At 62.4% G+C, this 26,424-nt stretch carries 26 protein-coding genes; 19 read left to right on the top strand and 7 right to left on the bottom strand.

What is annotated here, in order from left to right; genetic code table 11:
• Positions 1-110: 110 nt before the first annotated feature.
• Complete coding sequence (locus NKJ46_RS21570; protein WP_245274739.1) at positions 111-788, bottom strand: uracil-DNA glycosylase; 678 nt, start codon at positions 786-788, stop codon at positions 111-113.
• Positions 785-1,366: a LabA-like NYN domain-containing protein gene (locus NKJ46_RS21565; protein WP_023677774.1), complete on the bottom strand. Its 582-nt coding sequence runs from the start codon at positions 1,364-1,366 to the stop codon at positions 785-787. The genes NKJ46_RS21570 and NKJ46_RS21565 overlap by 4 nt, the downstream gene beginning before the upstream one ends.
• 279 nt (positions 1,367-1,645) lie before the next feature.
• Between NKJ46_RS21565 and rpoZ the strand changes: the two genes are divergently transcribed.
• The 9 genes from rpoZ to era all read left to right on the top strand — a co-directional run bounded on the left by rpoZ (position 1,646) and on the right by era (position 9,164).
• Positions 1,646-2,047, top strand: a complete 402-nt coding sequence (gene rpoZ / locus NKJ46_RS21560; RefSeq protein WP_352667364.1) for a DNA-directed RNA polymerase subunit omega — start codon at positions 1,646-1,648, stop codon at positions 2,045-2,047.
• Between the two features lie 111 nt (positions 2,048-2,158).
• Positions 2,159-4,387 (top strand): RelA/SpoT family protein, encoded by a 2,229-nt coding sequence (locus tag NKJ46_RS21555; RefSeq protein ID WP_352667361.1) that lies wholly within the window; start codon positions 2,159-2,161, stop codon positions 4,385-4,387.
• A gap of 101 nt (positions 4,388-4,488) precedes the next feature.
• Entirely contained in the window at positions 4,489-5,067 is a 579-nt protein-coding gene (pyrE, locus tag NKJ46_RS21550) for an orotate phosphoribosyltransferase (RefSeq protein ID WP_352667359.1), read from the top strand.
• A 13-nt stretch (positions 5,068-5,080) separates the two neighbouring features.
• The gene (locus NKJ46_RS21545; protein WP_352667356.1) at positions 5,081-5,461 is read left to right on the top strand and encodes a VOC family protein; all 381 of its coding nucleotides are present in this window, start codon (positions 5,081-5,083) and stop codon (positions 5,459-5,461) included.
• 231 nt (positions 5,462-5,692) lie between these two features.
• Positions 5,693-6,274 carry a DUF2062 domain-containing protein gene (locus tag NKJ46_RS21540; RefSeq protein WP_352667353.1) on the top strand — a complete coding sequence of 194 codons (582 nt, stop codon included), beginning with the start codon at positions 5,693-5,695 and terminating at the stop codon, positions 6,272-6,274.
• Complete coding sequence (acpS, locus tag NKJ46_RS21535) at positions 6,271-6,684, top strand: holo-ACP synthase (protein ID WP_023719885.1); 414 nt, start codon at positions 6,271-6,273, stop codon at positions 6,682-6,684. The genes NKJ46_RS21540 and acpS overlap by 4 nt, the downstream gene beginning before the upstream one ends.
• A 77-nt stretch (positions 6,685-6,761) precedes the next feature.
• Positions 6,762-7,511, top strand: a complete 750-nt coding sequence (gene lepB, locus NKJ46_RS21530; RefSeq protein ID WP_352566173.1) for a signal peptidase I — start codon at positions 6,762-6,764, stop codon at positions 7,509-7,511.
• A gap of 4 nt (positions 7,512-7,515) precedes the next feature.
• On the top strand, positions 7,516-8,241 hold the full coding sequence (gene rnc / locus NKJ46_RS21525; protein WP_352667350.1) for a ribonuclease III: 726 nt from the start codon (positions 7,516-7,518) through the stop codon (positions 8,239-8,241).
• Positions 8,238-9,164 (top strand): GTPase Era, encoded by a 927-nt coding sequence (era, locus tag NKJ46_RS21520; protein ID WP_023677765.1) that lies wholly within the window; start codon positions 8,238-8,240, stop codon positions 9,162-9,164. The genes rnc and era overlap by 4 nt, the downstream gene beginning before the upstream one ends.
• Before the next feature lie 44 nt (positions 9,165-9,208).
• Here era and NKJ46_RS21515 read toward each other — a convergent pair whose 3' ends face one another.
• Together NKJ46_RS21515 and NKJ46_RS21510 are read right to left on the bottom strand one after the other, a co-directional pair.
• Positions 9,209-10,705, bottom strand: a complete 1,497-nt coding sequence (locus tag NKJ46_RS21515) for a winged helix-turn-helix domain-containing tetratricopeptide repeat protein (RefSeq protein ID WP_352667347.1) — start codon at positions 10,703-10,705, stop codon at positions 9,209-9,211.
• Positions 10,706-10,812: 107 nt separating this feature from the next.
• Positions 10,813-11,616, bottom strand: coding sequence for a CPBP family intramembrane glutamic endopeptidase (locus tag NKJ46_RS21510; RefSeq protein ID WP_352667345.1), 804 nt, complete (start codon positions 11,614-11,616; stop codon positions 10,813-10,815).
• A gap of 341 nt (positions 11,617-11,957) precedes the next feature.
• On the opposite strand from NKJ46_RS21510, the gene NKJ46_RS21505 reads away from it, so the two are divergent.
• The 10 genes from NKJ46_RS21505 to NKJ46_RS21460 all read left to right on the top strand — a co-directional run bounded on the left by NKJ46_RS21505 (position 11,958) and on the right by NKJ46_RS21460 (position 22,618).
• Positions 11,958-12,659 carry an antitoxin Xre/MbcA/ParS-like domain-containing protein gene (locus NKJ46_RS21505; protein WP_352667342.1) on the top strand — a complete coding sequence of 234 codons (702 nt, stop codon included), beginning with the start codon at positions 11,958-11,960 and terminating at the stop codon, positions 12,657-12,659.
• 360 nt (positions 12,660-13,019) lie between these two features.
• A complete protein-coding gene (locus NKJ46_RS21500) occupies positions 13,020-14,108 on the top strand; it encodes a porin (RefSeq protein WP_292658018.1) in 1,089 nt (362 codons plus the stop codon).
• A 115-nt stretch (positions 14,109-14,223) separates the two neighbouring features.
• Positions 14,224-15,012, top strand: coding sequence for a DNA repair protein RecO (gene recO / locus NKJ46_RS21495; protein WP_352667339.1), 789 nt, complete (start codon positions 14,224-14,226; stop codon positions 15,010-15,012).
• 144 nt (positions 15,013-15,156) lie between these two features.
• The gene (locus NKJ46_RS21490; protein WP_352667336.1) at positions 15,157-15,282 is read left to right on the top strand and encodes a hotdog fold domain-containing protein; all 126 of its coding nucleotides are present in this window, start codon (positions 15,157-15,159) and stop codon (positions 15,280-15,282) included.
• Between the two features lie 84 nt (positions 15,283-15,366).
• A complete protein-coding gene (locus tag NKJ46_RS21485) occupies positions 15,367-18,084 on the top strand; it encodes a DUF2339 domain-containing protein (protein ID WP_352667333.1) in 2,718 nt (905 codons plus the stop codon).
• A gap of 153 nt (positions 18,085-18,237) precedes the next feature.
• Positions 18,238-18,750, top strand: coding sequence for a sigma-70 family RNA polymerase sigma factor (locus NKJ46_RS21480; protein ID WP_292657948.1), 513 nt, complete (start codon positions 18,238-18,240; stop codon positions 18,748-18,750).
• 2 nt (positions 18,751-18,752) lie between these two features.
• The gene (locus NKJ46_RS21475) at positions 18,753-19,547 is read left to right on the top strand and encodes an anti-sigma factor family protein (protein ID WP_352667331.1); all 795 of its coding nucleotides are present in this window, start codon (positions 18,753-18,755) and stop codon (positions 19,545-19,547) included.
• 208 nt (positions 19,548-19,755) lie between these two features.
• A complete protein-coding gene (locus tag NKJ46_RS21470; RefSeq protein ID WP_352667328.1) occupies positions 19,756-20,862 on the top strand; it encodes a peptidase C39 family protein in 1,107 nt (368 codons plus the stop codon).
• Positions 20,859-22,322, top strand: a complete 1,464-nt coding sequence (locus NKJ46_RS21465) for a RimK family ATP-grasp domain-containing protein (RefSeq protein ID WP_352667325.1) — start codon at positions 20,859-20,861, stop codon at positions 22,320-22,322. Before NKJ46_RS21470 ends, NKJ46_RS21465 begins: the two co-directional genes overlap by 4 nt.
• Before the next feature lie 23 nt (positions 22,323-22,345).
• Positions 22,346-22,618 (top strand): DUF3303 domain-containing protein, encoded by a 273-nt coding sequence (locus NKJ46_RS21460; protein WP_352566187.1) that lies wholly within the window; start codon positions 22,346-22,348, stop codon positions 22,616-22,618.
• A gap of 76 nt (positions 22,619-22,694) precedes the next feature.
• On the opposite strand, the gene NKJ46_RS21455 is transcribed toward NKJ46_RS21460, so the two are convergent.
• The 3 genes from NKJ46_RS21455 to ygfZ form a co-directional block, all read right to left on the bottom strand.
• On the bottom strand, positions 22,695-24,833 hold the full coding sequence (locus NKJ46_RS21455; protein ID WP_352667322.1) for a putative bifunctional diguanylate cyclase/phosphodiesterase: 2,139 nt from the start codon (positions 24,831-24,833) through the stop codon (positions 22,695-22,697).
• Between the two features lie 64 nt (positions 24,834-24,897).
• Entirely contained in the window at positions 24,898-25,530 is a 633-nt protein-coding gene (locus NKJ46_RS21450; protein WP_352667319.1) for an HD domain-containing protein, read from the bottom strand.
• Positions 25,530-26,390 carry a CAF17-like 4Fe-4S cluster assembly/insertion protein YgfZ gene (gene ygfZ / locus NKJ46_RS21445; protein ID WP_352667317.1) on the bottom strand — a complete coding sequence of 287 codons (861 nt, stop codon included), beginning with the start codon at positions 26,388-26,390 and terminating at the stop codon, positions 25,530-25,532. The genes NKJ46_RS21450 and ygfZ overlap by 1 nt, the downstream gene beginning before the upstream one ends.
• Between the last annotated feature and the right edge of the window lie 34 nt (positions 26,391-26,424).

Here is a 26,424-nt window from a genome sequence, read left to right as displayed (position 1 = left end):
CGCCTGCGCGTTGCGCTGCAGCTTGCACTGTTTCTATGGTTGCTGGATCTCCTGGCCTGGTTGTTCGCGATTGCCCGAATCTAGGGCTTGCCGGCGGGCCTCGTCCGATTCTATGTCTTCAGAAAAGCTTCTATCTGACTGAAGACGTTGACGAACATCGCTTCCGTCAACACGCCGGTATTGGTGTTGTAGCGCGAGCAATGATAGCTGGAAAACAGCGTGATGCCATTAGCCTGCTGCTGTCCACCATGCCGGAACGGATAGGCGGCGACGCGCTGGCCGAGCGCCCGCACAGTCGACTGGTGCGCGATCGAGCCCAGCGCCAGCACAGCGCGCAGGTTTGGAAACCGCGCAATCGTCGGTACCAGGAACGTCCGGCAGGTCGCTATCTCGGCGCCAACCGGCTTGTTATCCGGCGGCACGCAGCGCACCGCATTGGTAATCGCCGTACCGACAAGCTCCAGCCCGTCATCCGGTCGCGCTTTGAATTCGCCGCGCGCAAAGCCGTGCGCGATCAGCGTGTTGTAAAGCAGGTCACCGGCAAAATCTCCGGTGAAGGGGCGCCCGGTCCGGTTTGCCCCGCGCAGACCAGGCGCCAGCCCGACGATCAGCAGACGCACCGCATCCTCGCCTTCCGGCGGCAAAAAAGTCGGTACCGGCGCGTTGAACCAGGACGGCTCACGCCGCCGCCACTCGGCGATGAAGTCGTGCAGCCGCGGGCAGAGCGGGCAATCGCGATCGGGTTCGGGCGAGACGACCAGGGGCGCGGTCAAGGCAACGACCGTCAATAGTCTTCCTCGTCGACTTCGGCCGGCTCGGGCCGACGCACCGGCCGCTCCGACGGATCGCGGCCGACTTCATTCTTGAGCGTCATCAAGTCGATGAAATGGTCGGCCTGACGGCGCAGATCGTCGGAGATCATCGGCGGCTGCGAGGCCATGGTCGAGACGATCGACACCTTGCGCCCGCGCCGCTGCAGCGCCTCGACCAGCGTACGGAAATCGCCGTCGCCTGAGAAGATGACATAATGGTCGACGACGTCGGCAAGCTCCAGCGCATCGACGGTCAGCTCGATATCCATATTGCCCTTGATCTTGCGCCGGCCGGTCGAGTCGGTGAATTCCTTGGCCGGTTTGGTCACCACTTTGAAGCCGTTATAGTCGAGCCAGTCGATCAGCGGCCGTATCGAGGAGTATTCCTGGTCCTCGACCAGCGCGGTGTAGTAATAAGCGCGCAGCAGATAGCCGCGTTTCTGGAAGCTCGCCAGAAGTTTGCGGTAGTCGATGTCGAAGCCCAGCGCGCGCGAGGTGGCGTAGAGATTGGCACCGTCGATAAAGAGAGCGATTTTTTCACGAGGATCGAACATGGAAAAATGTCCTTTTTCGAAATAAGCAGTCGTCTAAATGCGTGGCGACTATCGGCCGGTCTGATAATAAACCTGTTGGCCTTCATCGTTCGAGATAACGCCAGTTTTACGGCAATCCAAGGCACCATGCCGCACCGCAAGCAATTGTGATCGGCGCTGTGTCGTCGCAGGCGGCCCGCGTCAGAGCTGCGCACCGCCATAAAAGCTTGTATTTTGGCGGCGTTCGGGTTATGGACCGCGCCTGTTTTCCATCAAATCCAGGCATGAAAGGGGCAACTCATGGCCCGCGTAACCGTTGAAGATTGCATCGACAAGGTCGACAACCGCTTCGAGCTGGTGCTCCTGGCCGGCCACCGCGCCCGTCAGATCAGCCAGGGCGCGCAGATCACCGTACCGCGCGACAACGACAAGAACCCGGTCGTTGCGCTCCGCGAAATCGCCGAAGAGACGCTGTCGCCGGACGACCTCAAGGAAGATCTCATCCATTCGCTGCAGAAGCATGTCGAGGTCGATGAGCCGGAAGCCGATGGCGAGGCGATTGCCGACCAGACCGGTAGCGCCGTTGTGGCCACCGATGCCGACGACGCCGAGGACAACGTCACCTTCGATCGCATGACCGAAGAAGACCTGTTGGCCGGCATCGAGGGCCTGGTGCCACCGGAAAAAAGCGACGACTATTGATCTTAGCGACAACTGCCGACACTTTCGCGTCGGCAGTTTCGTGGCTATCTATGACATGCGCCGTACGCCAGTGCGGCGCATGATTCATTTCAGCATTGCGAGATCCCGCCCATGATGCGGCAGTATGAGCTTGTCGAGCGCGTGCAGCGCTACAAGCCTGACGTCAACGAGGCGCTGCTCAACAAGGCGTATGTCTACGCCATGCAGAAGCATGGCCACCAGAAGCGTGCCTCCGGCGATCCCTATTTCTCGCATCCGCTCGAAGTCGCCGCCATCCTCACCGAAATGCACATGGACGAGGCGACGATTGCCGTTGCCTTGCTGCACGACACGATCGAGGACACCACGGCGACCAGGGCCGAGATCGACGAATTGTTCGGCCCGGAAATGGGCAAGCTGGTCGAGGGCCTGACCAAGCTGAAGAAGCTCGACCTCGTCTCGAAGAAGGCCGAGCAGGCGGAGAACCTGCGCAAGCTGTTGCTGGCGATCTCGGAAGACGTGCGCGTGCTTCTGGTCAAGCTCGCCGACCGCCTGCACAATATGCGCACCCTCGACCATGTGCCGGAAGCCAAGCGCCTGCGCATTGCCGAAGAGACGATGGACATCTACGCGCCGCTGGCCGGCCGCATGGGCATGCAAGGCATGCGCGAGGAGTTGGAAGAGATCGCCTTCCGCTTCATCAATCCGGAAGCCTACCGCGCCGTCACCGCACGGCTCGCCGAAATCTTCGAGCGCAACAAGGGCGTGCTGTCCGAGATCGAGAAGGCGCTCTCCACGCTGTTCGACAAATATTCGATCAAGGCCGAGGTCAAGAGCCGGCAGAAGAAGCCGTGGTCGGTATTCCGCAAGATGGAGGCCAAGGCGCTGTCGTTCGAGCAGCTGTCCGACATTTTTGGCTTCCGCGTCGTTGTCGAGACGGTCGAGGACTGCTATCGCGCGCTCGGCGCCATCCACACCACCTGGTCGATGGTGCCCGGCCGCTTCAAAGACTACATCTCGACGCCGAAGCAGAACGACTACCGCTCGATCCACACCACCATCGTCGGCCCATCGCGCCAGCGCGTCGAATTGCAGATCCGTACCTATCAGATGAACAAGATCGCCGAATACGGCGTCGCCGCTCATTCGATCTATAAAGATAGCGGCGGCAAGATGAATGGTGCCGCCCATGCGATCTCGAAGGAAACCAATGCCTATGCCTGGCTGCGGCGCACCATCGAGCAGCTTGCCGAAGGCGACAATCCCGAGGACTTCCTCGAAAACACCAAGCTGGAACTGTTCCAGGACCAGGTATTCTGCTTTACGCCGAAGGGCATGCTGATCGCGCTGCCGCGCGGCGCCACGCCGATCGACTTTGCCTACGCCGTCCACACCGACGTCGGCGACACTTGCGTCGGCGCCAAGGTCAATGGCCGCATCATGCCGCTGATGACGGAGCTGAAGAATGGCGACGAGGTCGAGATCATCCGCTCGAAGGCGCAGGTCCCGCCGGCGGCGTGGGAATCGGTGGTCGTTACCGGCAAGGCACGCTCGGCCATCCGCCGCGCCACCAAGAACGCTATTCGCAAGCAATATTCGGGTCTCGGTATCCGCATTCTGGAGCGCGCCTTCGAACGGTCCGGCAAGACCTTCACCAAGGAAAGCCTGAAGCCGGTGCTGCACCGGCTGGCGCGCAAGGACATCGAGGATGTGCTGGCCGCGGTCGGCCGAGGCGAACTTGCCTCCACCGATGTCATGAAGGCGGTGTTCCCCGACTACAAGGACGAGCGCGTCACGCTGGTCGCGCCCAAGCAGCGCGAGGAGGGCTGGTCGAAGATCCGCAACGCCGCCGGCATGCTGTTCCAGATTCCGGGCCGCGCCGCGCGCAAGGACAAAAACCAGCCGCGCGACGATGCGGTGCCGATCCGCGGCGTGCGCGGCGATCTGCCGGTGCGCTTCGCGCCGGAAGGGGCAGTGCCTGGCGACCGCATTGTCGGCATCGTGCAGCCGGGAACCGGTATCACCATCTATCCGATCCAGTCGCCGGCGCTGCAGGCCTTTGACGACCAGCCCGAGCGCTGGATCGACGTGCGCTGGGATATTGACGAGCGCACCAAGGAGCGGTTCCCGGCGCGCGTCTCTGTCACCGCCATCAACGCACCGGGTTCGCTCGCCGACATTGCACAAGTCGTCGCATCCAACGATGCCAACATCCACACTTTGTCGATGGTGCGCACCGCGCCCGATTTCACCGAAATGCTGATCGATCTCGAAGTGTGGGACCTCAAGCACTTGAACCGGCTGCTGTCGCAGCTAAAGGACAATTCGAGCGTCAGCGATGCAAGGCGCGTGAATGGGTGAATAGTGAATAGTGAATAGTGAATAGTGAATAGTGAATAGTGAATAGTGAAAGAGAGTGCTCTCACTACCATTCACCATTCACCATGGGCATGGAGCGAACAATGAACACCGATGAAGTGCTAGGCATTTTCCGCGAGGCCGGCGCCGTTCTCGAAGGGCATTTCATCCTGACGTCGGGCCTGCGCAGCCCGGTCTTCTTGCAGAAGGCGCGCGTTTTCATGCATGCCGACAAGACAGAGCGCTTGTGCAAGGCACTCGCCGAAAAGATCCGCGCTGGCGTGCCCGGCAGGATCGACTACGTCGTCGGCCCCGCGATCGGCGGGCTGATCCCGGCCTATGAGACCTCGCGCCATCTTGGCGCGCCGGCGATTTGGGTCGAGCGGGAAGGGGGCGAATTCAGGCTGCGCCGTTTCGAGATCGCCAAGGGATCGCGCGTTGTCATTGTCGAGGACATCGTCACCACTGGCCTGTCGATCCGCGAGACCATCGACTGCCTGCGCGGCCTTGGCGCCGAGGTCGCAGCCGCCGCGTGCATCATCGACCGCTCGGCTGGCAAGACCGATGTCGGCGTGCCGCTGATCGCGCTCGCCGAATATGAAGTTCCGGCCTATCCAGCCGACAGGCTGCCGCCCGAACTCGCCGCCATACCGGCGATCAAGCCCGGCAGCCGCAATATATGACGGAGGCGCTGCCGTGATTGCCGGTATCGATCATTTCGTGCTGACAGTTCGTTCGGTGGACGATACCTGCGCCTTCTATCAGCGCGTGCTTGGCTTCGAGCGTCTCGACGAGCCGGATCGACCAACGGCGCTGCTGTTTGGAACGCAAAAGATCAATGTGCATCAGGTCGGGCGTACCTTCGAGCCGAAGGCCAAGGCGCCGACGCCGGGCTCCGGAGATTTCTGCTTGATTGCTAGCCGGCCGCTCGCCGAGATATGTGCCAGCCTCGCCGCCAATGGCGTGGTGATAGAGGTCGGCCCGGTCGAGCGCGCCGGCGCTCGTGGCGCGATGATATCGGTCTATTTCCGTGACCCGGACGGCAACCTCGTCGAGGTCAGCGAATATCGAACCTAAGCGGCGCTCCTTAAATTCGCCGCGATCATACCCTGTTCAGAACGGCGATACCCAGGGCTGGCGCGACCGGCCACCGAGCGGATGCCCTCGGCCTCGTTGTTCTTCGGCCAGCGCATCGCTATATCAAAGTCGTAGTTGCTTTTCGGCGACCGCAGAGCGCAGCATGGGCTGTCGCGCCTGGCTGGAAAAGCCGGCGATGAAGCCATCGATGGAACTAGGAACAGGAACAGAGTGCTTTTTCGACGGCGCAAGCCTGATGGTTTTTTCGAGCGGGTGCGTACTTATTTGTGGCCGCGCCGCTCGTTCTCGCGCTCGCTGCGGTATTTTTCCAAGCGCATCCTGCGGCTTAGGGCCACGCCGCACGCAGTGGCCGCCGGTGTTGCGGCGGGCGTATTCGCGTCGTTTTTCCCGCTTGGCTTCCACTTCATCATTGCTGCCATCCTGTGCTGGCTAATCGCCGGCAATCTGGTCGCGGCGGCACTCGGCACGGTCTTCGGCAACCCCCTGACCTTTCCGCTGCTATGGGCCGCCTCCTGGGAGGTCGGCAAGCTGATCCTGCATGAACACCTGCCGGCGCATGGCCCACCCGCGCATCTCGGCGACATGCTGCATAATCTTTCCTTTGCGCAGTTGTGGGGACCGGTGCTGAAGCCGATGACAATCGGCGCAATACCGCTCGGCCTGGCTTTCGGCCTGCTGTTCTACGGCATCACCCGCTGGGGCATGGTCACTTTCCAGGAGCAGCGCCGCAAGCGGCTGGCCGAAAGAGCGGCAAAGGCTGGAAAAACCGGGCCGGAAGTTCCCGCCGAATGATTATCGGTATCGGCAGCGACCTCATCGACATCAGACGCATCGAGAAGTCGCTGGAACGTCATGGCCAACGCTTCATCCAACGCATCTACACCGAGATCGAACAGGCGCGCTCCGAAAACCGCGCGGCGCGTGCGGCCTCCTACGCCAAGCGTTTCGCCGCCAAGGAAGCCTGCGCCAAGGCATTGGGCACCGGTCTGGCGCAGGGTGTGTTCTGGCGTGACATGGGGGTCGTCAACCTGGCCAGCGGCAAGCCGACCATGGCGCTGACCAACGGGGCGGCAGCGCGGCTGGACGAAATCCTGCCTGAAGGGCATCGCGCGGTGATCCACCTCACCATCACCGATGATTTTCCGCTCGCTCAAGCCTTTGTGATCATTGAAGCGTTGCCGGTCGAAGAAGCGCCACATTGATTGCATCTGACCACCGGCATGACGTTGCCCAGCGCGCGCCGAGACTCTATACCATCCAACGCACAATCGAGGACGACATGAGCGTGGCTGAAAAAACCCAGAAGAAATCCGGCGGACTTGGCGAAACCGTCAGCGTCATCGTCCAGGCCCTGCTGCTTGCGCTGGTGATCCGCACGCTCCTGTTCCAGCCGTTCTCGATTCCGTCAGGCTCGATGCGGCCGACTTTGCTCGAAGGCGATTATCTCTTCGTCACCAAATGGTCCTACGGCTTCTCCCGCTATTCTCTGCCGTTCGGGCCGAACATCTTTTCGGGCCGCATCTGGGGCTCCGAGCCGAAGCGCGGCGATGTGGTGGTGTTCAAGTTTCCGCCGGATCCTTCCGTGGACTATATAAAGCGCGTCGTCGGCCTGCCGGGCGACAAGATCCAGGTCAAGGATGGCCAGCTCTTCATCAACGACGTAGGTGTGCCGCGCGTCAAGGTCGGGCAGATCGACAACCGCGACATCACCGAGGAGAACGGGCCGGTCGATGTCTATCGCGAAACGCTGCCGAACGGCGTCACCTACGACACGCTCGACCTGACGCAGGCTTCGATCGGCGACAATACCAAAGAGTTCAAGGTGCCGCCCGGCCACTATTTCATGATGGGCGACAATCGCGACAACTCGTCGGACAGCCGCTTCACCGTCGGCTTCGTGCCGGACGAGAATTTGGTCGGCCGCGCCAACCTCATTTTCTTCTCGATCGGCGGCAGCGCCAGCCCGCTCGAAATCTGGAAATGGCCGTCGCTGATGCGCGCGTCGCGCCTGTTCCATTTCGTCAATTAGGGCCATGGCGGCGACGAAACGGCTGACCGCCGATGCGCTCGCCGAGGCGCTCAGGGAGCGTACTGGCCACAGTTTTGGCGACCATCAGCGCCTGCAGCGGGCGCTGACCCATGCCAGCGCTCGCGGCAGTCATGCCGGCATCGACTACGAACGTTTCGAATTCCTGGGCGACCGCGTTCTCGGACTTGTCGTTGCCGATATGCTGCTGGCGGCATTTCCCGACGCCGCCGAGGGTGAGCTGTCGCTGAGATTGAATGCGCTGGTCAACGCCGAGGCCCTGGCGGAGATCGCCGAGGAGATCGGCCTGCCGGAACTTATTCGCGCCGGTTCGGACGTACGTGGCCTCGATGGGCGCAAGCGCGTCAATCTGCGCGCCGATGCATTGGAATCGCTGATCGCCGTGCTCTATCTCGACGGCGGGTTGGAAGCGGCCCGTGCCTTCATCCACAGATACTGGCAGCCGCGTTCGCAAGCCATTGACGCCGCCCGTCGCGATGCGAAAACCGAACTCCAGGAATGGGCGCATCAGGCGGCAGGCGCAGTGCCGGTTTACATAATCGACAGCCGCGAGGGACCGGACCACGATCCGCTGTTCACCGTCAGCGTCAAGGTCGGCGCCTATCCGCCGGCGACCGGCAGCGGGCGCTCCAAGCGCGAGGCGGAGCAGGCTGCAGCCGCGGCGCTTCTGCAGCGGGAAGGCGTCTGGCTTAATCAAGGGAGTGCCGCATGACCGCCACCGAAGCTCCGGCAACAGAAGCTCCCGCTACCCGCTCCGGCTTCGTCGCGCTGATCGGTGCGCCCAATGCGGGGAAATCGACGCTGGTCAACCAATTGGTCGGCGCCAAGGTGTCGATCGTGACGCACAAGGTGCAGACCACGCGCGCTATCGTGCGCGGCATTGCCACCCATAACAACGCGCAGATCGTCTTCGTCGACACGCCGGGCATATTCAAGCCGAAGCGCCGGCTGGACACCGCGATGGTGACGACCGCGTGGGGCGGTGCCAAGGACGCCGATATCGTGCTGCTCTTGATCGATGCCGAGCGCGGCATCCGGGGCGATGCCGACGCCATCCTCGAGCGGCTGAAGGACGTCCGGCAGCCGATGGTGTTGATCCTCAACAAGGTCGATCGGGTCAAGCACGAGACGTTGCTCGCATTGTCGGCGGCAGCCAATGAAAGGGTGCCGTTCAAGCGCACCTTCATGGTTTCGGCGCTGACCGGGTCTGGCTGCAAGGACCTGCTCGACTATCTCGCCGAGACCTTGCCGGCCGGCCCCTGGTACTATCCGGAAGACCAGATCTCCGACTTGCCGATGCGCCAGCTCGCGGCCGAGATTACCCGCGAAAAGCTCTATCTCAGGCTGCATCAGGAACTGCCCTATTCCTCCCACATCGAGACCGAGAAATGGGAAGAGAAGAAGGACGGCTCGGTGCGCATCGACCAGACCATCTATGTCGAGCGCGACAGCCAGAAGAAGATCGTGCTCGGCCATAAGGGCGAGACGATCCGCGCCATCGGCCAGGCCGCGCGCATGGAAATCGCAGGCATACTCGAGCAAAAGGTGCACCTCTTCCTGTTCGTCAAGGTGCGCGAGAACTGGGGCGACGATCCCGAGCGCTACCGTGAAATGGGGCTCGAATTTCCGCACTGAGCCTATTGGGCGATCCGCCGAGCGGCCTGTTGGCCGCCTCAGGATTACCCAAGTGCTAGCGACACGCCGTCGGCAAGATGTTCGGCGTCGGAGGCGTTTTCGAACGGGATGCCCGTTCTTGCATAGTCGAGTGGCGAGAAATCGGAGCCGTCGGCGTTGATCAGCGCAGCCTGGCGCCTTGCCGCCTGCATGTCGCCGAACTGAGCGTAACAGGCGGCAAGCCGAGTGCGGATCCACGGCGTCGGTCGCGTCGCCAGCTCCAGCGCCTCGGCAGCCGTGCGGTATTCGCCCAGCATGTATAGCGCAAGCGCGCGATCGTACTGATACCAGTGAGGATGCAGCGGGTTGATGCGGATGGCACGCGCCAGCCAGGCGAGCGCGTCGAGCGGCCGGCCGCGCATCGTCAACAGATGCCCCATCTGCTCGATACAGTCTGCGTCGCCCGGATTGAGCTCGAGCGCGATGCGCAAATGATGCTCGGCCGCCTCGTGGTCGCGCATATTGAGCCGCACCAGCGACTGGATGCGGTGTGCCGTTGCCTGGTCCGGCGACAATGCGATGCCCCGGTCGGCCAGGTCGCGGGCCTTCGTCAGAACGGCGTCGCTGATGGGCCCGAATTCGCTGTTAAGTACATGCGACAGCGCCAGATAGGTGTAAGCAAGGCCATAGGCCGGGTCCCTGACGATCGCCGCTTCGAAAAACGCTGCCGCTTCTTCCAGTTCGCTTTGCGCCGGATCGCGCAGCAAAGCGACGCCGCGCAGCACCAGTTCATGGGCGGCGAGGCTGGCTACCGGCTGCCGCGAGGCACGTTGCAGGCCGGCATTGTTCGCCCGAACCACCAGCCGGCCGACGATCTTTTCGACGATCTCCTGCTGGATGGCGGACAGCCCGGCGTAATCGGCCTGGTAGCGATCGCCCCAGAGCTGGGAAGCGCTGGCTGCGTCAACGAGATTGACCGCACAGACGATGCTGCCTGCCTGCCGCCGCACCGAACCCTCGACGAGATAATCGGCGCCGATACGCGAACGCACGACAGGCCATTCACTGGGCGAATAGGAGGCAAACGAGAAGCTCGAATTGCGCGCCAGCACTGTCAGCGTGCCGAAGCAGGCGAGACCGTTGATAATGTCTTCGGCAATACCGTCGACGATCGCTTCGTCGGCCGGATCGGCGCCGTCATTGCGGAACCTGAGCACCGCCACGATCGGCTGCGCGCCGGGTTCGGGCACCGGTTCAATTTCAGGGATCAGCATGTAGCCGCGCTTCGATACGGTCCGTATCGTTTCCTCGCCGAGCACCCTGCGGATCTCGCGAATCGACTGCGTCAGCGAGTCCTCGGTGACGAAAACACCCGGCCAGACCGCATCCATCAATTCCGACTTCGGCACCACACGGCCGATGTGGCGGGCGAGATGCGTCAGCAATGCGTAGGCTTTCGGCCGCAGGAAGGCCGGCTGTTCGGCCCGGCCGAGCGTGCCTTTGCCCAGATCGAGCGTGAAACCGCCGAACTGAAAAACCTGATCAGTGGCCGAAACCGCCATCGAAATGGCCCGCTCCCTGAAGCCGTGCCTGTATTGGCCTACGGCTGGGGGGCTGGGTCAAGGTCTGTCGCCGCCGAAAGCGGTGCTTTGGATTTGGGCGCCGCAAATTAGACGGCGCCAGCGAGGGCGGGCTGCATTGCCGACCTGCGGACGAAGCTCTCGGTGCCGTAGACGGCAACGATGGCGACCGCAGCCACCGCCCAGATCGCAACACCGATCCATTGCTGCTGCACATGGTCGGCGTCGATGAACACCTTGCCCAGGAAGCGTACGCTGTTCTGATGGGTGACATGCATCAGAATGGCGAGAAGCACACTACCGGTGTTCTGATAGAGCCAGGTGAACACCACTGCCGCCAGTAGGACGTTAATCGTGCCGTAGACGCTGAGATCGCCGACCAGGCCGAGCGGAAAATGCCAGATCGCCCAGATCGCGCCGAGGATCAGGCTTCCGGCCAGCGCCGAATGCTTGGCCAGAAGACGCGGTGTCGCAAAGCCGCGCCATCCCGGCTCTTCGCCAAGCGGGCCGCTGAACACCGCATAGAGCGCGATGATCGGCAGTATCTCAGTGACGGCTGGAATATTGCTCCAGGCCGGCGTCGCCGAGCCAAACAGCGGATTGACCAGGATCGAGGCAAGCTGCGTGCCCAATGGCAGGCCGAATGCCACCAGATACCACAACGGAGATACCCGCCACTTCACCATGGAAGCGAGAATGGCCTTGACCGAAGTCCAGCCTCCGGAAAGGGCTGCGACAACGAATCCGGAGATCATCGGGCCGAAGGTAAACCAAGGAATGCTATCGCCGCTCGACAGGTAGAACGGGATGAAGGCAAACCAGGTAAGGGCAAGCGCCAACGAAAAGAAGGCAGTCAACTGATGCTGCCGCACCAGGCGCAGGAACGAAGTCATGTCGGGCCTCTCACGGGCAGATGACAATGAGAGGTCGCCGGACTGCCCAATCGGTCGACTTGCATCTTGAACCGCCGGCCGAATCCCTCCGGGAGGCCATGCGTCGACCACCCTCGGTCGACCCGTTTCTTATTGGCACCGGCGCGACACGAAATCCTGAGCGGGTTCTGAGAAATTTCCGATATTTCATGCAGAACCGGACCGGCTGGAGCACCTGCCGACATTGCAATCGTGCACGGTTCCCGTTTGTCGTCTCTCCGTCATACACCCTGCCTATACGCTGTTCGAAAGACCCGCTTCCGAGCAAACCGGAACCGGCAGGCAAGCAGCCAGATCAGGACATGACCGGGACTTGGAATCGCATCGACCCCATCCGTCAGATCGAGTTTGCAAACGCCGTCGCTGTTGAGATCGAGCGCGTGCTGGCGCGGCAAGGCAAGGTGACGAACAGCGATGCGGTCGTTGCAGCGGGCAGGATCGCCGGGGCCGTTGCCGCCGCCGTCGCCCTGCTTGCACCGACCGACATCAGGGCGATCGACACCATGCAGGAAAGATTGCCCGGCATGGCCTCGCGGTTCGTGCGGATATTGGCGGCCGAAGCTGCGGAACGCAGTGCCCGGACGCGTCTGTCGAGCGCACACCGAGCCCAAGGGACGGACGTCCAACCGGTTGGAAGCGGCGACCTTGACGCGATGCGGGTCGAGGACTGGGCCGGTCGGGTCGCCGGGTCGACGTTCCTGCAGCAAAATCTCGGCATATCGCGCTCGACCCTGCATCGCTGGCAGCGGAGCGGCACGGTCGTTGCGTTGCGCACCGGTGGCCGCAAACATGTATTTCCCCTGGCCCAGTTCGTCGACGGCAGGCCGGCTCCGGGTATCAAGGAAGTCTTGTCCGCGATGCCCGAGCCACGGCATGCCTGGGCGTGGCTGATCGGCCCCGCGCCCGGCCTCGCCGGACGTACTCCCATTGAAATGCTCAGGCAGGATCTGGTGGCGGAAGTCGTTCTTGCCGCACAGAACGCAGCGATGGCGAAGTTGGCTTGATCTCGCTGCCAACGTTAGAAGTCCATTCCAAAAAAAGAACACGTAAAAGGAATGTCTGTCGGATTCCGATCGGTTTGCCGGCTAATGGTACAAGTATATTTTCGTACAATTGTGACAATGTCTCGTTTGTGCCGGGAGCGATCATGAAGAAAATATGAAGTGATATTTGTGCAACATGGATTTCTTCTGTTATTAAAACATTGATTATTTTTATAATCGTCATTGAGACTGGAATGCCGATGAGTATGTTCGCCGCCTGAAGAGGGGGTGCAGTGCGCGCCTTTTTCGACGTGGGTGAGGCGTTCAGCCGTTCAACCATGGGTTCAAAGCCATTTTAACTTTGACTGGAGAGGTCAGAAAATGAATATCAAGAGCCTTCTTCTCGGCTCAGCCGCGGCATTCGTCGCGGTCTCCGGCGCGCGCGCCGCCGACGCTGTTGTGGTCGCCGAGCCGGAACCCGCCGAATACGTCAAGATTTGTGACGTCTACGGCGCCGGCTACTACTACATCCCCGGCACCGAGACCTGCCTGCGCATCGGCGGCTATGTCCGCTATGACGCCAGCTTCGGCGACGGTGGCCGCGTTTTCGACGGCGCGACGACACACGACCTTATGGACGGTGACGAACAGCAGACCTGGAACAAGAATGCGCGCTTCAATTTGAAGACGTGGACAGGCCAGGAAACCGAGCTCGGCACTTTGAAGACCTACACCGAGACCCGTTTCAACTTCGGCAATACCAAACGCACCGTGAGCGGTGTTGATTTCAGCGTGCAGGACAACAAGGCGGTTACCCTGAACTTCGCCTGGATCCAGCTTGGAGGTTTCCGCGTCGGCAAGGATGAAACTGTCTATGATTCGTTCATCGGCTACGCCGGCAGCGTCGTCCAGGACACTATCATTCCTTACGGCACCAAGGACACCAACCTGATCAGTTACTATTTCGACGGCGGTAATGGCTTTACGGCAGTCGCCTCGGTCGAAACGGGCTCCGGCGCTGACCAGTCGATCGACAGCTACGTTCCGTTTGTCGTCGGCGGCGTGAAATACAAGGGTGACTGGGGTGCGATCACCGCGGTCGGCGCCTATAACAGCACGTCGGAAGAATGGGCCGGCAAAGCCCGCCTCGACGTCAAGCCGATTACTGACCTGACCCTGTTCGTGATGGCGGGCTACGGCAGCGACGACAACGTCGCAAAGAACTTCTACAAACCGTGGACTGGCAACTTTGCCGTCTGGGGCGGCGGCAGCTATGCCGTCAACAAGAAGACCGCTTTGAACGCCCAGGTCTCCTATACCGACGACAAAGACTTCGCCGTTGCGGCCAACGTCGCCTACACGATCGTTCCTGGTTACACGATCACCGCCGAAGTCGACTATTACGACAATTTCGATGCCGACGATGCCGACGCAATCGGCGGCATCTTCCGCTTCCAGCGCTCGTTCTGATCAAACGACGATCTCGCCGAAACGGCCCGTAGCGATACGCTACGGGCCGTTTCGGTTTGCGGCGGATAGGTCGCTCATCTTGATTTCGCCATCCAATCGGTGACAAGCTCTCGTCATGGAATGGCGCGACGAGGGAATCATTCTCGGCACCCGCAAGCATGGCGAAACCAGCGCCATTCTCGAGGTGATGACACGTGCGCATGGCCGCCATCTCGGTCTCGTGCGCGGCGGCCGTTCGCGCAAACAGCAGCCTGTCTTGCAGCCCGGCAATCGCGTCGACCTGTTGTGGCGGGCGCGGCTCGACGAGCATCTCGGCACCTTTCAGGTCGAGGCCATCGAGATGAACGCCGCCCGGCTGATGGACAGCGCCGTTGCCGTCTATGGCCTGCAGACGATGGCCGCGCATTTGCGTCTTCTGCCTGAGCGTGACGCCCATGGCGGCCTTTACGAGACGCTTGCGGTGATGATCGCTCATCTCGACGATGCCGATGCCGCCGGCGAGCTGGTGGCCCGCTTCGAGCTGCTGGTCCTCGACGAACTCGGCTTCGGCCTCGATCTCAGCCAGTGTGCGGCGACCGGCACCAGGCAGGACCTTGCCTACGTCTCGCCGAAATCCGGCCGCGCCGTGTCGCGGGCGGCGGGCGCGCCGTGGCGCGACAAGATGCTGGCGCTGCCTGCCTTCCTGCAGCGCGGTTCGGGCCTGCGCGCCGATCCGGCGGCGATCGAGGACGCCTTCCGGCTAACCGGCTTCTTTTTGACCCGTCATGTCTACGAACCACGCGGCATCGAGCCTCCCGGCGCCCGCGCCGGCTTCCTCGCCGCCTTGCGCAGGCACCATGCGCCCGGCCATGGATCCGGCAACCCGAGCGCCGCAGAAACCGCCGCCGGGGAAACCACCAGATGAGCGAAGCGGAACTCTATCCCGGCCGGGTCTCACCGCTCGGCCTTGGCACCATTCCGCAGGTAGGCGAGGCCTATGCGACGGCCAAGTTCAAAGTGAATTTGACGCGGCCGATCTAAGGACGGGCGAGGTGGTGCGAGGGGCAAAGTGGTGCACAAGGGCCGCACGCTGGCCGTTTCGGAAGCGGCGCTGAAGGACGCCAATGGCAAGCTGCTGGCTTTCGGCACCGAAACATGCTCGATCTTTGCGGCGGCCAATCTGGCGGCACGTTGAATGGACCGGCCGTTTGGCCGCCGCATTTGAATGTCACTGAAGATTGAATGTCAGTGACAACTGGTTTGGTTTGGGGGAACCGCCATGTTTGAAAGCCTGATTGGCCTCGTCGCCATCATCGCGCTGTTCGTCATCATTTCACGCCAGCAGAGCCGCATCGGCCTGATCGAGCGCGAGCTTGGCGCCTTGCGCAGCCTTGTGCTTTCGGGCACGCCTGCGCTACCGCCGCAAGCCAAGGAACCGGCTGCAAACGATAGCAAACCGGCTGATGCCGCAATCCCACTTGCGGCCGCAGCCGACATGGCCGTATCGCCGGGGACCGCAGCGGTCGTGTCAGCCACAGAGGCCGATGCCGATACAACGGCGCCGTCCGCGCCGGAGTCGGCGCAACCGGCGGCAGCGGCGAAGGCAGCTCGCCAGTCCGACGTCGAAACGGCGCTCGGTACCCGCTGGGCGGTCTGGGTCGGCGGCATCGCGCTGGCGCTGGGCGGCCTGTTCCTGATCCGCTACACCATCGAGGCCGGCATTTTCGGGCCACGCGTGCGGCTTGTCATGGCGGCGGCACTCGGGCTGGTGCTGGTCGCCGGCGGCGAGTTCATCCGGCGCACCGGCTTCAGGGTGCCGGTGCAAGGTGCCGCCGGTGCCTATATCCCGGCGATCCTGACGGCGGCCGGCGCCTTCATCCTGTTCGGTACCGTCTACGCCGCGTACAGCATTTACGGCTTCATCGGCCCGACGCTCGCTTTCACGCTGCTCGGCGCCATCGGGGTGGCGACGATCGCGGCGAGCCTGGTCCACGGTCAGGCGCTGGCCGGCGTCGGCCTGCTCGGTGCCATGGTGACGCCGCTGCTGGTCGCCTCGCAGGCGCCCAATCCGTGGGCGCTGTTCGGCTATCTGGCGATCGTGCTCGCCGCCACCGGCGTCATTGCCCGCATCCGCGACTGGAGGCTTTTGATGGCCGCAGCCTTCGTCGCCACGGGCATCTGGACCATCTTCTACATGACCGACGCGCCGGGGGCGGACCTTGCCGTCATCCTCTTTATCGACGGGACGACACTGGCCGTGCTCGCCTTCGTCTGGCTTGGCCGCCGCGGCGAAGCGGTCGCCGGTAGCAGCTTCGACTGGCCGTCGATCGCGCCGGGCTTCTTCGTCGCGCTTTCGGCGCTGGCCCTGTTCGTCGATCCGGTCTTTGCCGCCGCCGGCGATGCCTTGCAGGGCGCAGCCCTTGTCGCAGCCCTGGTGGCGGTGGCGCTCTACCGGCCGCGGGCGCTTGCACTGCTGCACGCCGCCGGGCTGGCGACTGTACTCGTCTATCTCGGCATCATTCCGCCGACCACGATCGCTTCCGATTTTTCGAGTGGCGCTCTCGGCGTCGACGGCATGCCGGTCGTGGCGTCCGATGCCTTGATGCTCAGGGTCGGCATCGCTCTCGGCCTGGTCTTCATCGGCGCTGGCTTTTGGGCGGCGCGCCGTTTTGCGGCCTATGGCTGGCTGCGCGCCGCCACATGGGCCGCCTGGAGCGCTGTCGCGCCACTGGTCATCCTGCTGGCGCTCTGGTCTACCTTCGGCAATCTCGACCGCGACCTTGCTTATGCGGCGGTCGCAGCCGTTTTGGTCGGCGTCTTCGTCGCCGGCGGCGAATGGATAGCGCGCGGCGAAGCGCCGCCGCTGACCGGCGGCGCTGCTGTCTCCTTCGCGCTCGGCGGGGCGGCGATTGCCTGCCTGCTGATGCTGCATATGGCCTTTGGTTCCGGCTGGACAACCATCCTGCTCGGAGCAGCCGCCGCCGTGCCGGCGCTGGCGACGCGCTGGCGTAGCTATCCGGTGCTTGGCTGGATTTCCGTTGGTGCGGTGATTGCAGTGCTCGGCCGCGTTGCCTTCGACCCGACCATCGTCGGTGCCGAGTTCCTGTCGAAGACGCCGGTGTTCAACTGGCTGCTGCTTGGATATGGCGTGCCGGCGCTCGCTTTCGGTTTTGCCGCCTGGCAGCTTGCCCGAACCACCAATGGCCGACCGCGCCTCGCCATGGAGGCCGGCGCCGCGTTGTTTTGCCTGCTCACCGTCGCCATGCTGGTGCGCCATGCCATGCATGGCGGCGTCATCGATACCGCTGCTGCAACGCTTGCCGAACAGGCGATCTACACGCTGATCGCCATCGGTGCCGGTGCCATCCTGGTCGCCATAGACATGCGCTCGCCAAGTTCGGTGCTGCGCTACGGCTCGATTGCAGCGGGCGTGGTCTCGGTCGCCTTCATCGTCCTCCAGCATTTTCTGGCGCTGAACCCGCTGCTGACGGATGAATCGACCGGCAGCATCCCGGTGTTCAACCTTCTGTTCCTCGCCTACCTCTTGCCGGCGGTTGCGGCAGGCGCATTGGCACTCTATGCCCGTGACAAGCGGCCGAAATGGTATGCGGCGATGCTGGCGGTGGTGGCGGCGGTGCTCGCCTTTGCCTATGCCACGCTGTGGGTCAGGCGCCTGTTCAAGGGCGAGTTCATCGGGCTGTGGAGCGGTCTCGGCCAGCTCGAGACCTATACTTATTCGGCACTGTGGCTGGTCATCGGCGTGGTGCTGCTCACCGCCGGTGTCTGGCTGAAGTCGCAGGTGCTGCGCATAGCGTCGGCGGCGCTGATCTCGATCGCCGTGCTCAAAGTCTTCATCTTCGACATGTCGGAGCTAGAAGGCGTGTTGCGGGCGCTGTCCTTCATCGGCCTCGGCGCGGTGCTCATCGGCATCGGCTTGTTCTATCAGCGGCTGCTGACAAGGGCGGCGAAAGCAAAGCTCGAGACGAGCAATAGCTGACGATTTCAATTTGGCCGGGAATAAACCTGCCACTGGCAGCGTTACTTAGTTGCTTGGGTGACCGGGGCGGCGGACCGCTTCGCGCTGGCCGCTTGCGCCGCGCTGCAAAGGCGCGTTCAATCACCACGGACAGGGGCCCCAGAACCAGCGGTCATGGACGAAAAGAAGGCAGCAATCCTTGGCGAAATACCGCGTCTGCGCCGCTATGCACGCTCGCTGTTGCGCGACCGCGATTCCGCTGACGATCTCGTCCAGGATTGTCTCGAGCGCGCGCTTGTGCGGCTCGACAACTGGCAGACAGGAGAAAGCCCCAGGAGGTGGCTGTTTACGATCATGCACCATTTGTTCATCGACCAGATGCGCAAGGTGAACCGGCGCGGCGAGGCGGCGATGCTACCGCTCGAGGCAAGCGAGGCGCAGGCAGCACCCGCCGAGCAGGTCGAGAGCATCGCTTCGCGCGAGATCGTGGACGCGCTGCAGGCGATCAGCCCTGACCGGCGGGCGGCACTTGTGATGGTCGCCATCGAAGGGTTTTCCTACGCCGAAGCCGCCAACATCCTTGGGGTTCCCGCCGGCACCTTGATGTCGCGCATCGCGCGCGGGCGTGAGGAACTGCGCGCGCTGCTGGATGATACCGCGCGCCGCCGCTCGATAAGGATCGTCTAGAAATGAGCCGGCGCGATTTTTCCGAACGCGACATCCACATGGCTCTCGATGGCGAGTTGCCGGGCGACGAGCGGACGGCCTATGAGGCGTGGCTCGAGGCCAATGCCGAGATGAAGGCCAAGAGCGCACGCTACGCCGCCGACCGGGCAGCATTGCGCGCAGCCTTTAACGGCGTGCTGGACGAACCCGTCCCGGTGCGGCTGAGCAAGGTGGTGCTTGGCGAGACGCCAGCGGTCAGAGCGTCGCCGTCGCGCTCGCGTTGGTGGCTTGCGGCCGCCGCTGCCGCCATCCTGGCGATTGGCGGTGCTGGCGGCTACCTTGCCGGCATCGGTCGCCTTGGCCTGGAAAATACGGCCGAGGACCAGCTTGCCGAAGAGGCGATCGCCGCCCACGTCATCTATGCCGCCGAAAAGCAGCATGCGGTGGAAGTGCCGGCAAGCGACAAGGATCATTTGCAGAGCTGGCTGTCGAACCAGGTGGGTTTGAAGCTGGTCGCGCCGGATCTGGCGGCGCAAGGATTCCAACTGGTCGGTGGCCGGCTGCTGCCTGCCGGCCAGGGCAAAGCCGCGATGCTGCTTTATGAGGACGTCAAGGGCGAGCGCATATCGCTCTTCGTCACCGCCGAATCAGCGGCCAAGGCCAAGGGCACCTATGGGTCTGAGGAAGATGGTCCTGAGGCCGTCTATTGGCTGGACAAGGGTTATGGCTGCGCCGTCGTCGGCTCGCTGCCGCGCGAGCAATTGGCCGCGGTGGCCAAGAGCGCCTATGGCCAGCTTCTGGCGGGCTTGCAAAGCTGAGCAGGCGCTTGTTTTTCCGGAGCCGCGCCCACGCCGAAACACGGTGGTCGTCCAAAGCCTTTGCGCGACCTGCCTGCCGTCAAAACTGTCACAATTCGGCCCTAATCGAGGTGCGATAGCGCTTGCTGAATGCTGGCACTTCGGCTGGTGTGACCGATGTTTAGTCTAGGGCCTTTTCCACAACCCAATCGAGGTTTTCTGAGCCCGCATGCCTGCCGAGATTCGCAAGGCCCGCGCGTCCGACGTCGATGACCTCGCCGCCATCGAAAAAGCCGTTTTTTCGAGCGATCGCATTTCTCGCCGCTCCTTTCGCCAACTGATCGAACGCGACACCGCCGAACTGCTGGTTGGCGAAAACGATGGCCGCGTCGCCGGCTATGCAGTCGTGCTGTTTCGCAAGGGCAGCGGCGTCGCGCGGCTTTATTCGATCGCCGTCGGTCCATTTTTCGGCGGCCGCGGCGTTGGCCGGCTGCTGCTGGAAGAGGCCGAGGCCGCCGCTTTCGAGCACGGCCGCATGATGCTTCGTTTGGAAGTCCGCGAGGACAACCCACGCGCGATCCAGATCTACGAGCAGAGCGGCTACCGCAAGATCGGCCGCGAACCGGACTATTACGAGGATGGCGCCACGGCACTGCGCTATGAAAAGACCTTGCGCGGTGACATTCCGGTCGCCACCGAAGTGCCGTTTTATCAGCAGACTTGCGAATTCACCTGCGGACCATGCTGTCTGATGATGGCGATGGCTTACTTCGGCCCCGGATTCGTGCCGGACCCGGTGATGGAAATCCGGCTGTGGCGTGAGGCGACGACCGTTTTCATGATGTCGGGGCCGGGCGGCTGCGAACCATTCGGGCTGGCCGTCGCCGGCTATGAGAGCGGGCTTGCTGCTGAGATCTATGTCTCTTTCTACGGAGCGCTGTTCCTGCAGTCGGTGCGCAGCGAGGACAAGCGCCGGGTCATGGAGCTGGCGCAGGTCGACTTTCGCCGCCGCGCGGAACTTTACGGCATCCCGGTGAATTACCGTCCATTCGGGCTTGACGACATTCGTACCGCGATCGCAGAGGGAAAACTGGTGCTGGTCCTGATCAGCGGCTTCCTGATGTTCGGCAAGAAGGTTCCGCACTGGGTATTGGCCATCGGTGACGACGGCGATCATATCCTGATCCACGACCCCTGGGTCGAGGACGAGCGGCAGGAGACGATCCTCGATGCTGCCAACATTCCCGTGCCTTACGGCATCTTCATGAACATGGCGCAATTCGGCCGCGACGGATTGCGCGCCGCCATCACTCTCGGAAAGCGCGATAGCCAATGACCTGGGTCATCCTTACCGGCCGGCAGAACGATCTCGACCAGGTGGCGACGCCGCACAAGATCATCACCAATCGCGACTACCTTGCCCATCCGGCACTGTTTCGCGGTCAGCGGCCGAAGGTCATCAACCTGTCGAACAATTACGGCTACCAGAGCCGCGGCTATTACGCGTCGCTGCTTGCCGGTTCGCGCGGCCATAAGGTCATCCCGACGGTCGAAACGATGATCGACCTGTCGGAGCGCAAGCTCTATGAGCACGCGTTACCGGAACTCGAACTCGCACTCAACAAGTGCCGCAAGGACCTGGGCGGCGCCTTCCCGCAGAAGGTCTGCATCTTCTTCGGCATCGGACCGTCCAGGATCTGGGACCGCTTCGCCAAGCTGCTGTTCGACTGGTTTCGTGCCCCGGCGCTCGAGGTCCACATCAGGGACAGCGCCGAATGGGCCTCGATCCGCAAGATAGGCTTCCATCCCCTGGCCAGGATGACCGAGGACGAGGAAACGCACTTTCTCCAGTGCCTGGAAACCTATACCAACCGCGAGTGGCGCGACACCAAAGGCCGCACGCCGGCGCGCTACACTTTCGCCACGCTGGTCGATCCGCATGAGGAACTGCCGCCGTCGGAGATTTCGTCGCTGCGCCACTGGGCCAAGATCGCTGAAAAGATGGGTGTCGAAATCGAGCCGATCACCAAGCGGGATCTGGCCAAGCTCGCCAACTACGACGCGCTGTTCATCCGCGAGACCACCTCGATCTCCAACCACACCTACCGCTTTGCCCGCCGCGCCCAGCAGGAAGGCATGCCGGTCATCGACGATCCGCTGTCGATGATCCGCTGCACCAACAAGGTCTATCTCAACGAGCTGATGACCTACAACAAGGTACCGGTGCCGCCGACGGTGATGATAGCCGGCATCTCGGATCTGGAAGTTGCGGCGCAGACACTGGGCTTCCCCCTGGTGTTGAAGATCCCGGACTCCTCGTTTTCGCGCGGCGTCAAGAAATGCGGCACCTTCGAAGAGTTGAAGACGCTCGCAACCGAATGGCTGGAAGATTCCGACCTCCTGATTGCGCAAAAATTCATTCCGACGGAATATGACTGGCGCGTCGGTGTCCTCGGCGGCCAACCTTTGTTTGCCGTCCATTATCTGATGGCCAAGAAACATTGGCAGATCGTCAATCATAAGGCCAACGGCAAGCCCGACCAGGGCGGCATCAAGACCTTCACCCTGAAGGAAGCGTCGGCGCATGTCGTCGAGACGGCGGTGAGCGCGGCGCGCTGCATTGGCGACGGCCTCTACGGCGTCGACCTCAAAGAAACCAGGGACGGCGTTTTCGTCATCGAGGTCAACGATAACCCCAACCTCGACCACGGCTGGGAAGACTCCGGCGAGAAAGACGAGGTCTGGGTGCGGCTAACGCAGTGGTTCCTGGAGCGGCTGGACCGGCCGGGGCGATAATATCCGAACTGAGGGCAAAAAAGATGCTGTTCTTCGTAACCGAGGATTTTCGCGGCTGCGACCGCAAGGAGATCTACCGCCGTTTCCGCGACCAGGGCCGCCTGAAGCCGGACGCGCTTGTCGTGCACCACAGCTGGATCGCAGCGGATATGAGCCGCTGCTTCCTGCTGGTGGAGGCCGCTGACGTCACGCTCCTGCAGCGGTGGGTCATCGAATGGGCCGATCTGGTCGAATTCGAGATCGTTCCCGTGGCGACGAACAAGGATATGGTGGAGGCATTGAGCGGGCACCTCTGACCTGCGCGCTTCGACGAGAAATATGTATTGATGGCAGATGTCCAGGCTGAGCCGCCGGCTCGCCCGGCTGCCGTACTCAGCCGGATTGCCTGATCGTCGCGCTCGACCTCAGCAGCCGGTTGATGTCCGACGCATTTGACGGCATGCCGATCAAATAGCCTTGAGCCTCGACACAGCCCTCCTTTTGCAGGAATTCAAACTGCGCTTCGGTCTCGACACCTTCGGCGGTGACGGTGATGCCCAGCTGTGCGCCAAGCCCGATGATGGTGCGCACGATCGCCGCGGTATCGGGGCTGTCGATATCGCTAGTGAAGGAACGATCGATCTTGATCTTGTCGACGGGAAAGCGCCTGAGGTAGCCCAGCGAGGAATAGCCGGTGCCGAAATCGTCCAGTGCGATGCGGACGCCCAGATCGCGTAGCTGCCTGAGTGTCTTGAGCACCAGATCGCTCTCGTCCATCAGCACCGTTTCGGTGATTTCCAGTTCAAGCCGGTTGGCCGGCACGCCCGAGAACGCCAGTGCCGAAATGACGCTGCGGGCAAAGGTACCGCTTTTGATCTGCACGGCGGAGACATTGACTGCGATGCGCCAAGGCGCCCAGCCTGCCGCGGTCGTGCAGGCTTTTCGCAGCGCCCATTCTCCAAGCGGCACGATCAGCCCGGTCTCCTCGGCGGCCGGAATGAAGTCGTCCGGCCGTACCAGGCCGCGCACCGGCGAACGCCAGCGCATCAAGGCTTCGGCACCGACGATCTCGCCGGAGGCGATGTTCATGATCGGCTGGAAATCCAGCTCGAATTCGCGGCGCGACAGCGCTGCCCTAAGATCGATTTCGAGCGCCCGGCGTGCCCGCACCATCGCGTCCATGGCTGGTTCGAAGAAGCGGTAGAGGTTGCGCCCTTCGCTCTTTGCCCGATAGAGCGCCATATCGGCGTTTTTCAGCAAAGTGTCGGCGTCCTTGCCGTCACTCGGAAACAGCGCGATGCCGAGACTGATGCCGACGCGCATGTCGTGTCTCTTGTCGCGAAACGGCTTTCCGATGATCTCGACGATGCGTTTGGCCAGCTTTTCCGCGTCGCCCGGGCTTTTGAGATTGAACTGGATGATGACGAATTCGTCGCCGCCGAAGCGGGAGACAACGTCCGTTTCATTGCGCAGGCACCGTTGCAGCCGTTCGGCCACGCATTTCAGCAGCCAGTCGCCGGCGGGGTGTCCCCAACTATCATTGACTGCCTTGAAGTGGTCGAGGTCGAGCGAGAATATCGCCAGCGATCCGTTTGTCGTCTCGCTGAGGGCTTGGTCCAGCCGTTCGCGAAGCATAGAGCGATTGGGCAGGTTGGTCAGTGTGTCGTGGTGCGCAAGATGGGTCATGCGCTCTTCCACGCGCCTGCGCTCGGTGACGTCGTCGAACGTCGCGACCCAGCCGCCGCCGCTCATCGGCCGGCGTGCAACCAACAGCGTCCTGCCGTCGGCGAGATGGCGATGCGTTACGTGTGTTTTCCCCGCCCGCAGGCAGGCTTCGATTTGCGAGATTTCGCTGTCGGGGTCGAGCTTTGTGTAAATGCCCAGTTCCAGCAGCCGCTTGAACGCATCATGATGGCTCATGCCAAGCGGGAAGTCGGCCGGCCTGACATGATAAAGTTCCAGGAAACGTTCGTTGCGCACGATCAGCTTGCCATCCGCATCGTACATCAAAAGGCCTTGCGACATGTTGGCAAGTGCCGCGTCGAAACGGCGGTGCTGCTCCTTCAACTCCTGCTCGGCGCGCCGTTGCTCGGTGATGTCCTCGTAGATCGATACCCAACCGCCTGACGCCAGCGGCCGGTGCGAAATGTTGACGATGCGCCCGTCCGCAAGCGTTTCCTCATAGGTGGAAGGTTTTGCCTGGTCGATATAGGGCTTGCGGATGGCATAGAGTTGCTCAGCGCTTTGCGAGGCGATGCCGATATCCACGCTGTGCTGGAGGATGTCGAAAAACCGGATGCCAGGCCGCACCACTTCGGCGTCGAGGCGAAAGATGCTGATGTAGTTCCTGTTGCAGATGATCATCCGTTCATCGGCATCGAACATGCACAGGCCATGCGACATGTTCTCGACCGCTGCCGAAAAACGCTCGTTCTGTTCGCGCAGTTCGTCTTCGATCCGTCGCGGCAGACCAACGCCTTTGGCCCTCCGTCGGCGGACGGATGAACCAGCCTTGATACCGGCAACGGGCATGAGGCAAGCCTATGGACCATGGTTAACCACGGCACTGTTGTCCCTGCCGGTTAATTTACCGTTTTCAGCCGGCTGGAACGGCAGTCTGGCGTCGCGACTTTTCGATCGCCGCAAAGCGCTTGAGAAAGGCATTTTGCGCCCAGGTCACCGAGCGCGGCGTGACATCGAAGCGCTCGGCGTTGAAACCGCGCGGTCTGCCGAAGAACTCGGTCGCCTCTGCCGTCGAAAATCCCGCAAGCAGCGTCGCTTCGAAATAAGCGGCGATCTGGTCCGCTCGCTTGATTTCCTTGCGCAGCCCCGCGTCGACTTCCGCCGGCAGTGAAAAGCGCAGATGGATGGCGCGCTGCAGCCTAATCTCGCAATCCCTGTAGCTGCCGCCCATCACGGATTTGAACGGCGAGATCATGTCACCGATGACATATTCCGGCGCGTCGTGCAGCAGCGCCGCCAACCGCATATCGGCGTCGGCATCCGGCATCAGCTCGCCGACAAGCGTTTCGACCAGCAGCGAATGCTGGGCGACCGAAAAGGCGTGCTCGCCTCTGGTCTGGCCGTTCCAGCGCGCGACGCGGGCAAGGCCGTGAGCGATATCTGAGATCTCGATGTCGAGCGGCGAGGGGTCGAGAAGATCGAGCCGGCGGCCGGACAGCATACGTTGCCAGGCGCGCGGCGGCGCCCCGGCGCGATCGGCAGCCATCAGGCGTCCTCCGCGCCGACGGCTTCCTGCGGAAAGCTGAATTTCGCCCAGGACGGGATAGCGAGCGACACGGCGACGTCCTCCGCCAGGATCGGCTGGCCGGCGTCGAGCGCTGCCTTGACCCGGTCGATGCGGGCAATCGCAAGGCCTGTCCTGCCGGCGGTCGAGCCAAGCGTGCCGACCGGTCGCCCCTCCACGGTCAACTCTGCGCGCGAAGTAGGCAAGGGGCGTTCGGCCGAGACAATCAACATCCGGCGCCTGGCAGTGCCGCGATGCTGCATGCGCGAGACGACCTCCTGGCCGACGTAGCAGCCTTTCTTGAAGCCGACACCGCCGATCTCATCGAGCAGCACGTCATGCGGAAACGCGTCGCCGAGTTGATAGTCCGCACCGCTTTCGGCAATGCCATGGGCGATGCGAAAGGCTTGCCATTCGGCAAGGTCGCCGCCATCTGCGGTGTCATCATAGAAGCGCTTGACGGCAGTATCGATAAACCGCGCATCGGCAAACGGGGCTGATTCAAATTGCGAAGTGGTTGAATCGCTTCCCCATGCGACGGCCACAACCGGCTGATCCACCTTGGCAATTTGGACGTTGGCGCGCAATTTGTAGAGCGTCAGCCGGCGCATGAAATCATCGGCGGTCTCGGTACGGCATTCAAGTCGGAAAGCATTTTCGCCGGCGCGCGAGATCAGGAAGTCGAAAAGGACCTTGCCTTGCGGCGTTAGCAGCGCGCCGGGCTTTGCTTCGCTGCTGCCGAGCACGTCGAGGTCGGTGGTCAGGATGTTCTGTAAAAAGTGCTCGGCATCCGGCCCGGACACGGAAACGAGTGCGCGATCTCTGAGCGAGGCAAAGGGCATGGTGGGAAAACGAGCCTGATCTTGCAAAACTATC

Origin of the sequence: Mesorhizobium sp. M0166 (genome assembly GCF_040322255.1) — a bacterium.
Lineage (GTDB): Bacteria > Pseudomonadota > Alphaproteobacteria > Rhizobiales > Rhizobiaceae > Mesorhizobium.
Note: the sequence above shows the minus strand (reverse complement) of the source record. Positions and strands in the feature narration are given on the sequence as shown.

Excerpts from the sequence above, each read along its gene's own strand:
- NKJ46_RS21565 (WP_023677774.1), bottom strand. The coding sequence starts at position 1,366 with ATGTTCGATCCTCGTGAAAAAATCGCTCTCTTTATCGACGGTGCCAAT.
- rpoZ (WP_352667364.1), top strand. The coding sequence starts at position 1,646 with ATGGCCCGCGTAACCGTTGAAGATTGCATCGACAAGGTCGACAACCGC.
- NKJ46_RS21555 (WP_352667361.1), top strand. The coding sequence starts at position 2,159 with ATGATGCGGCAGTATGAGCTTGTCGAGCGCGTGCAGCGCTACAAGCCT.
- pyrE (WP_352667359.1), top strand. The coding sequence starts at position 4,489 with ATGAACACCGATGAAGTGCTAGGCATTTTCCGCGAGGCCGGCGCCGTT.
- acpS (WP_023719885.1), top strand. The coding sequence starts at position 6,271 with ATGATTATCGGTATCGGCAGCGACCTCATCGACATCAGACGCATCGAG.
- lepB (WP_352566173.1), top strand. The coding sequence starts at position 6,762 with ATGAGCGTGGCTGAAAAAACCCAGAAGAAATCCGGCGGACTTGGCGAA.
- rnc (WP_352667350.1), top strand. The coding sequence starts at position 7,516 with ATGGCGGCGACGAAACGGCTGACCGCCGATGCGCTCGCCGAGGCGCTC.
- era (WP_023677765.1), top strand. The coding sequence starts at position 8,238 with ATGACCGCCACCGAAGCTCCGGCAACAGAAGCTCCCGCTACCCGCTCC.
- NKJ46_RS21515 (WP_352667347.1), bottom strand. The coding sequence starts at position 10,705 with ATGGCGGTTTCGGCCACTGATCAGGTTTTTCAGTTCGGCGGTTTCACG.
- NKJ46_RS21510 (WP_352667345.1), bottom strand. The coding sequence starts at position 11,616 with ATGACTTCGTTCCTGCGCCTGGTGCGGCAGCATCAGTTGACTGCCTTC.
- NKJ46_RS21505 (WP_352667342.1), top strand. The coding sequence starts at position 11,958 with ATGACCGGGACTTGGAATCGCATCGACCCCATCCGTCAGATCGAGTTT.
- NKJ46_RS21500 (WP_292658018.1), top strand. The coding sequence starts at position 13,020 with ATGAATATCAAGAGCCTTCTTCTCGGCTCAGCCGCGGCATTCGTCGCG.
- recO (WP_352667339.1), top strand. The coding sequence starts at position 14,224 with ATGGAATGGCGCGACGAGGGAATCATTCTCGGCACCCGCAAGCATGGC.
- NKJ46_RS21485 (WP_352667333.1), top strand. The coding sequence starts at position 15,367 with ATGTTTGAAAGCCTGATTGGCCTCGTCGCCATCATCGCGCTGTTCGTC.
- NKJ46_RS21480 (WP_292657948.1), top strand. The coding sequence starts at position 18,238 with ATGGACGAAAAGAAGGCAGCAATCCTTGGCGAAATACCGCGTCTGCGC.
- NKJ46_RS21475 (WP_352667331.1), top strand. The coding sequence starts at position 18,753 with ATGAGCCGGCGCGATTTTTCCGAACGCGACATCCACATGGCTCTCGAT.
- NKJ46_RS21470 (WP_352667328.1), top strand. The coding sequence starts at position 19,756 with ATGCCTGCCGAGATTCGCAAGGCCCGCGCGTCCGACGTCGATGACCTC.
- NKJ46_RS21465 (WP_352667325.1), top strand. The coding sequence starts at position 20,859 with ATGACCTGGGTCATCCTTACCGGCCGGCAGAACGATCTCGACCAGGTG.
- NKJ46_RS21460 (WP_352566187.1), top strand. The coding sequence starts at position 22,346 with ATGCTGTTCTTCGTAACCGAGGATTTTCGCGGCTGCGACCGCAAGGAG.
- NKJ46_RS21455 (WP_352667322.1), bottom strand. The coding sequence starts at position 24,833 with ATGCCCGTTGCCGGTATCAAGGCTGGTTCATCCGTCCGCCGACGGAGG.
- NKJ46_RS21450 (WP_352667319.1), bottom strand. The coding sequence starts at position 25,530 with ATGGCTGCCGATCGCGCCGGGGCGCCGCCGCGCGCCTGGCAACGTATG.
- ygfZ (WP_352667317.1), bottom strand. The coding sequence starts at position 26,390 with ATGCCCTTTGCCTCGCTCAGAGATCGCGCACTCGTTTCCGTGTCCGGG.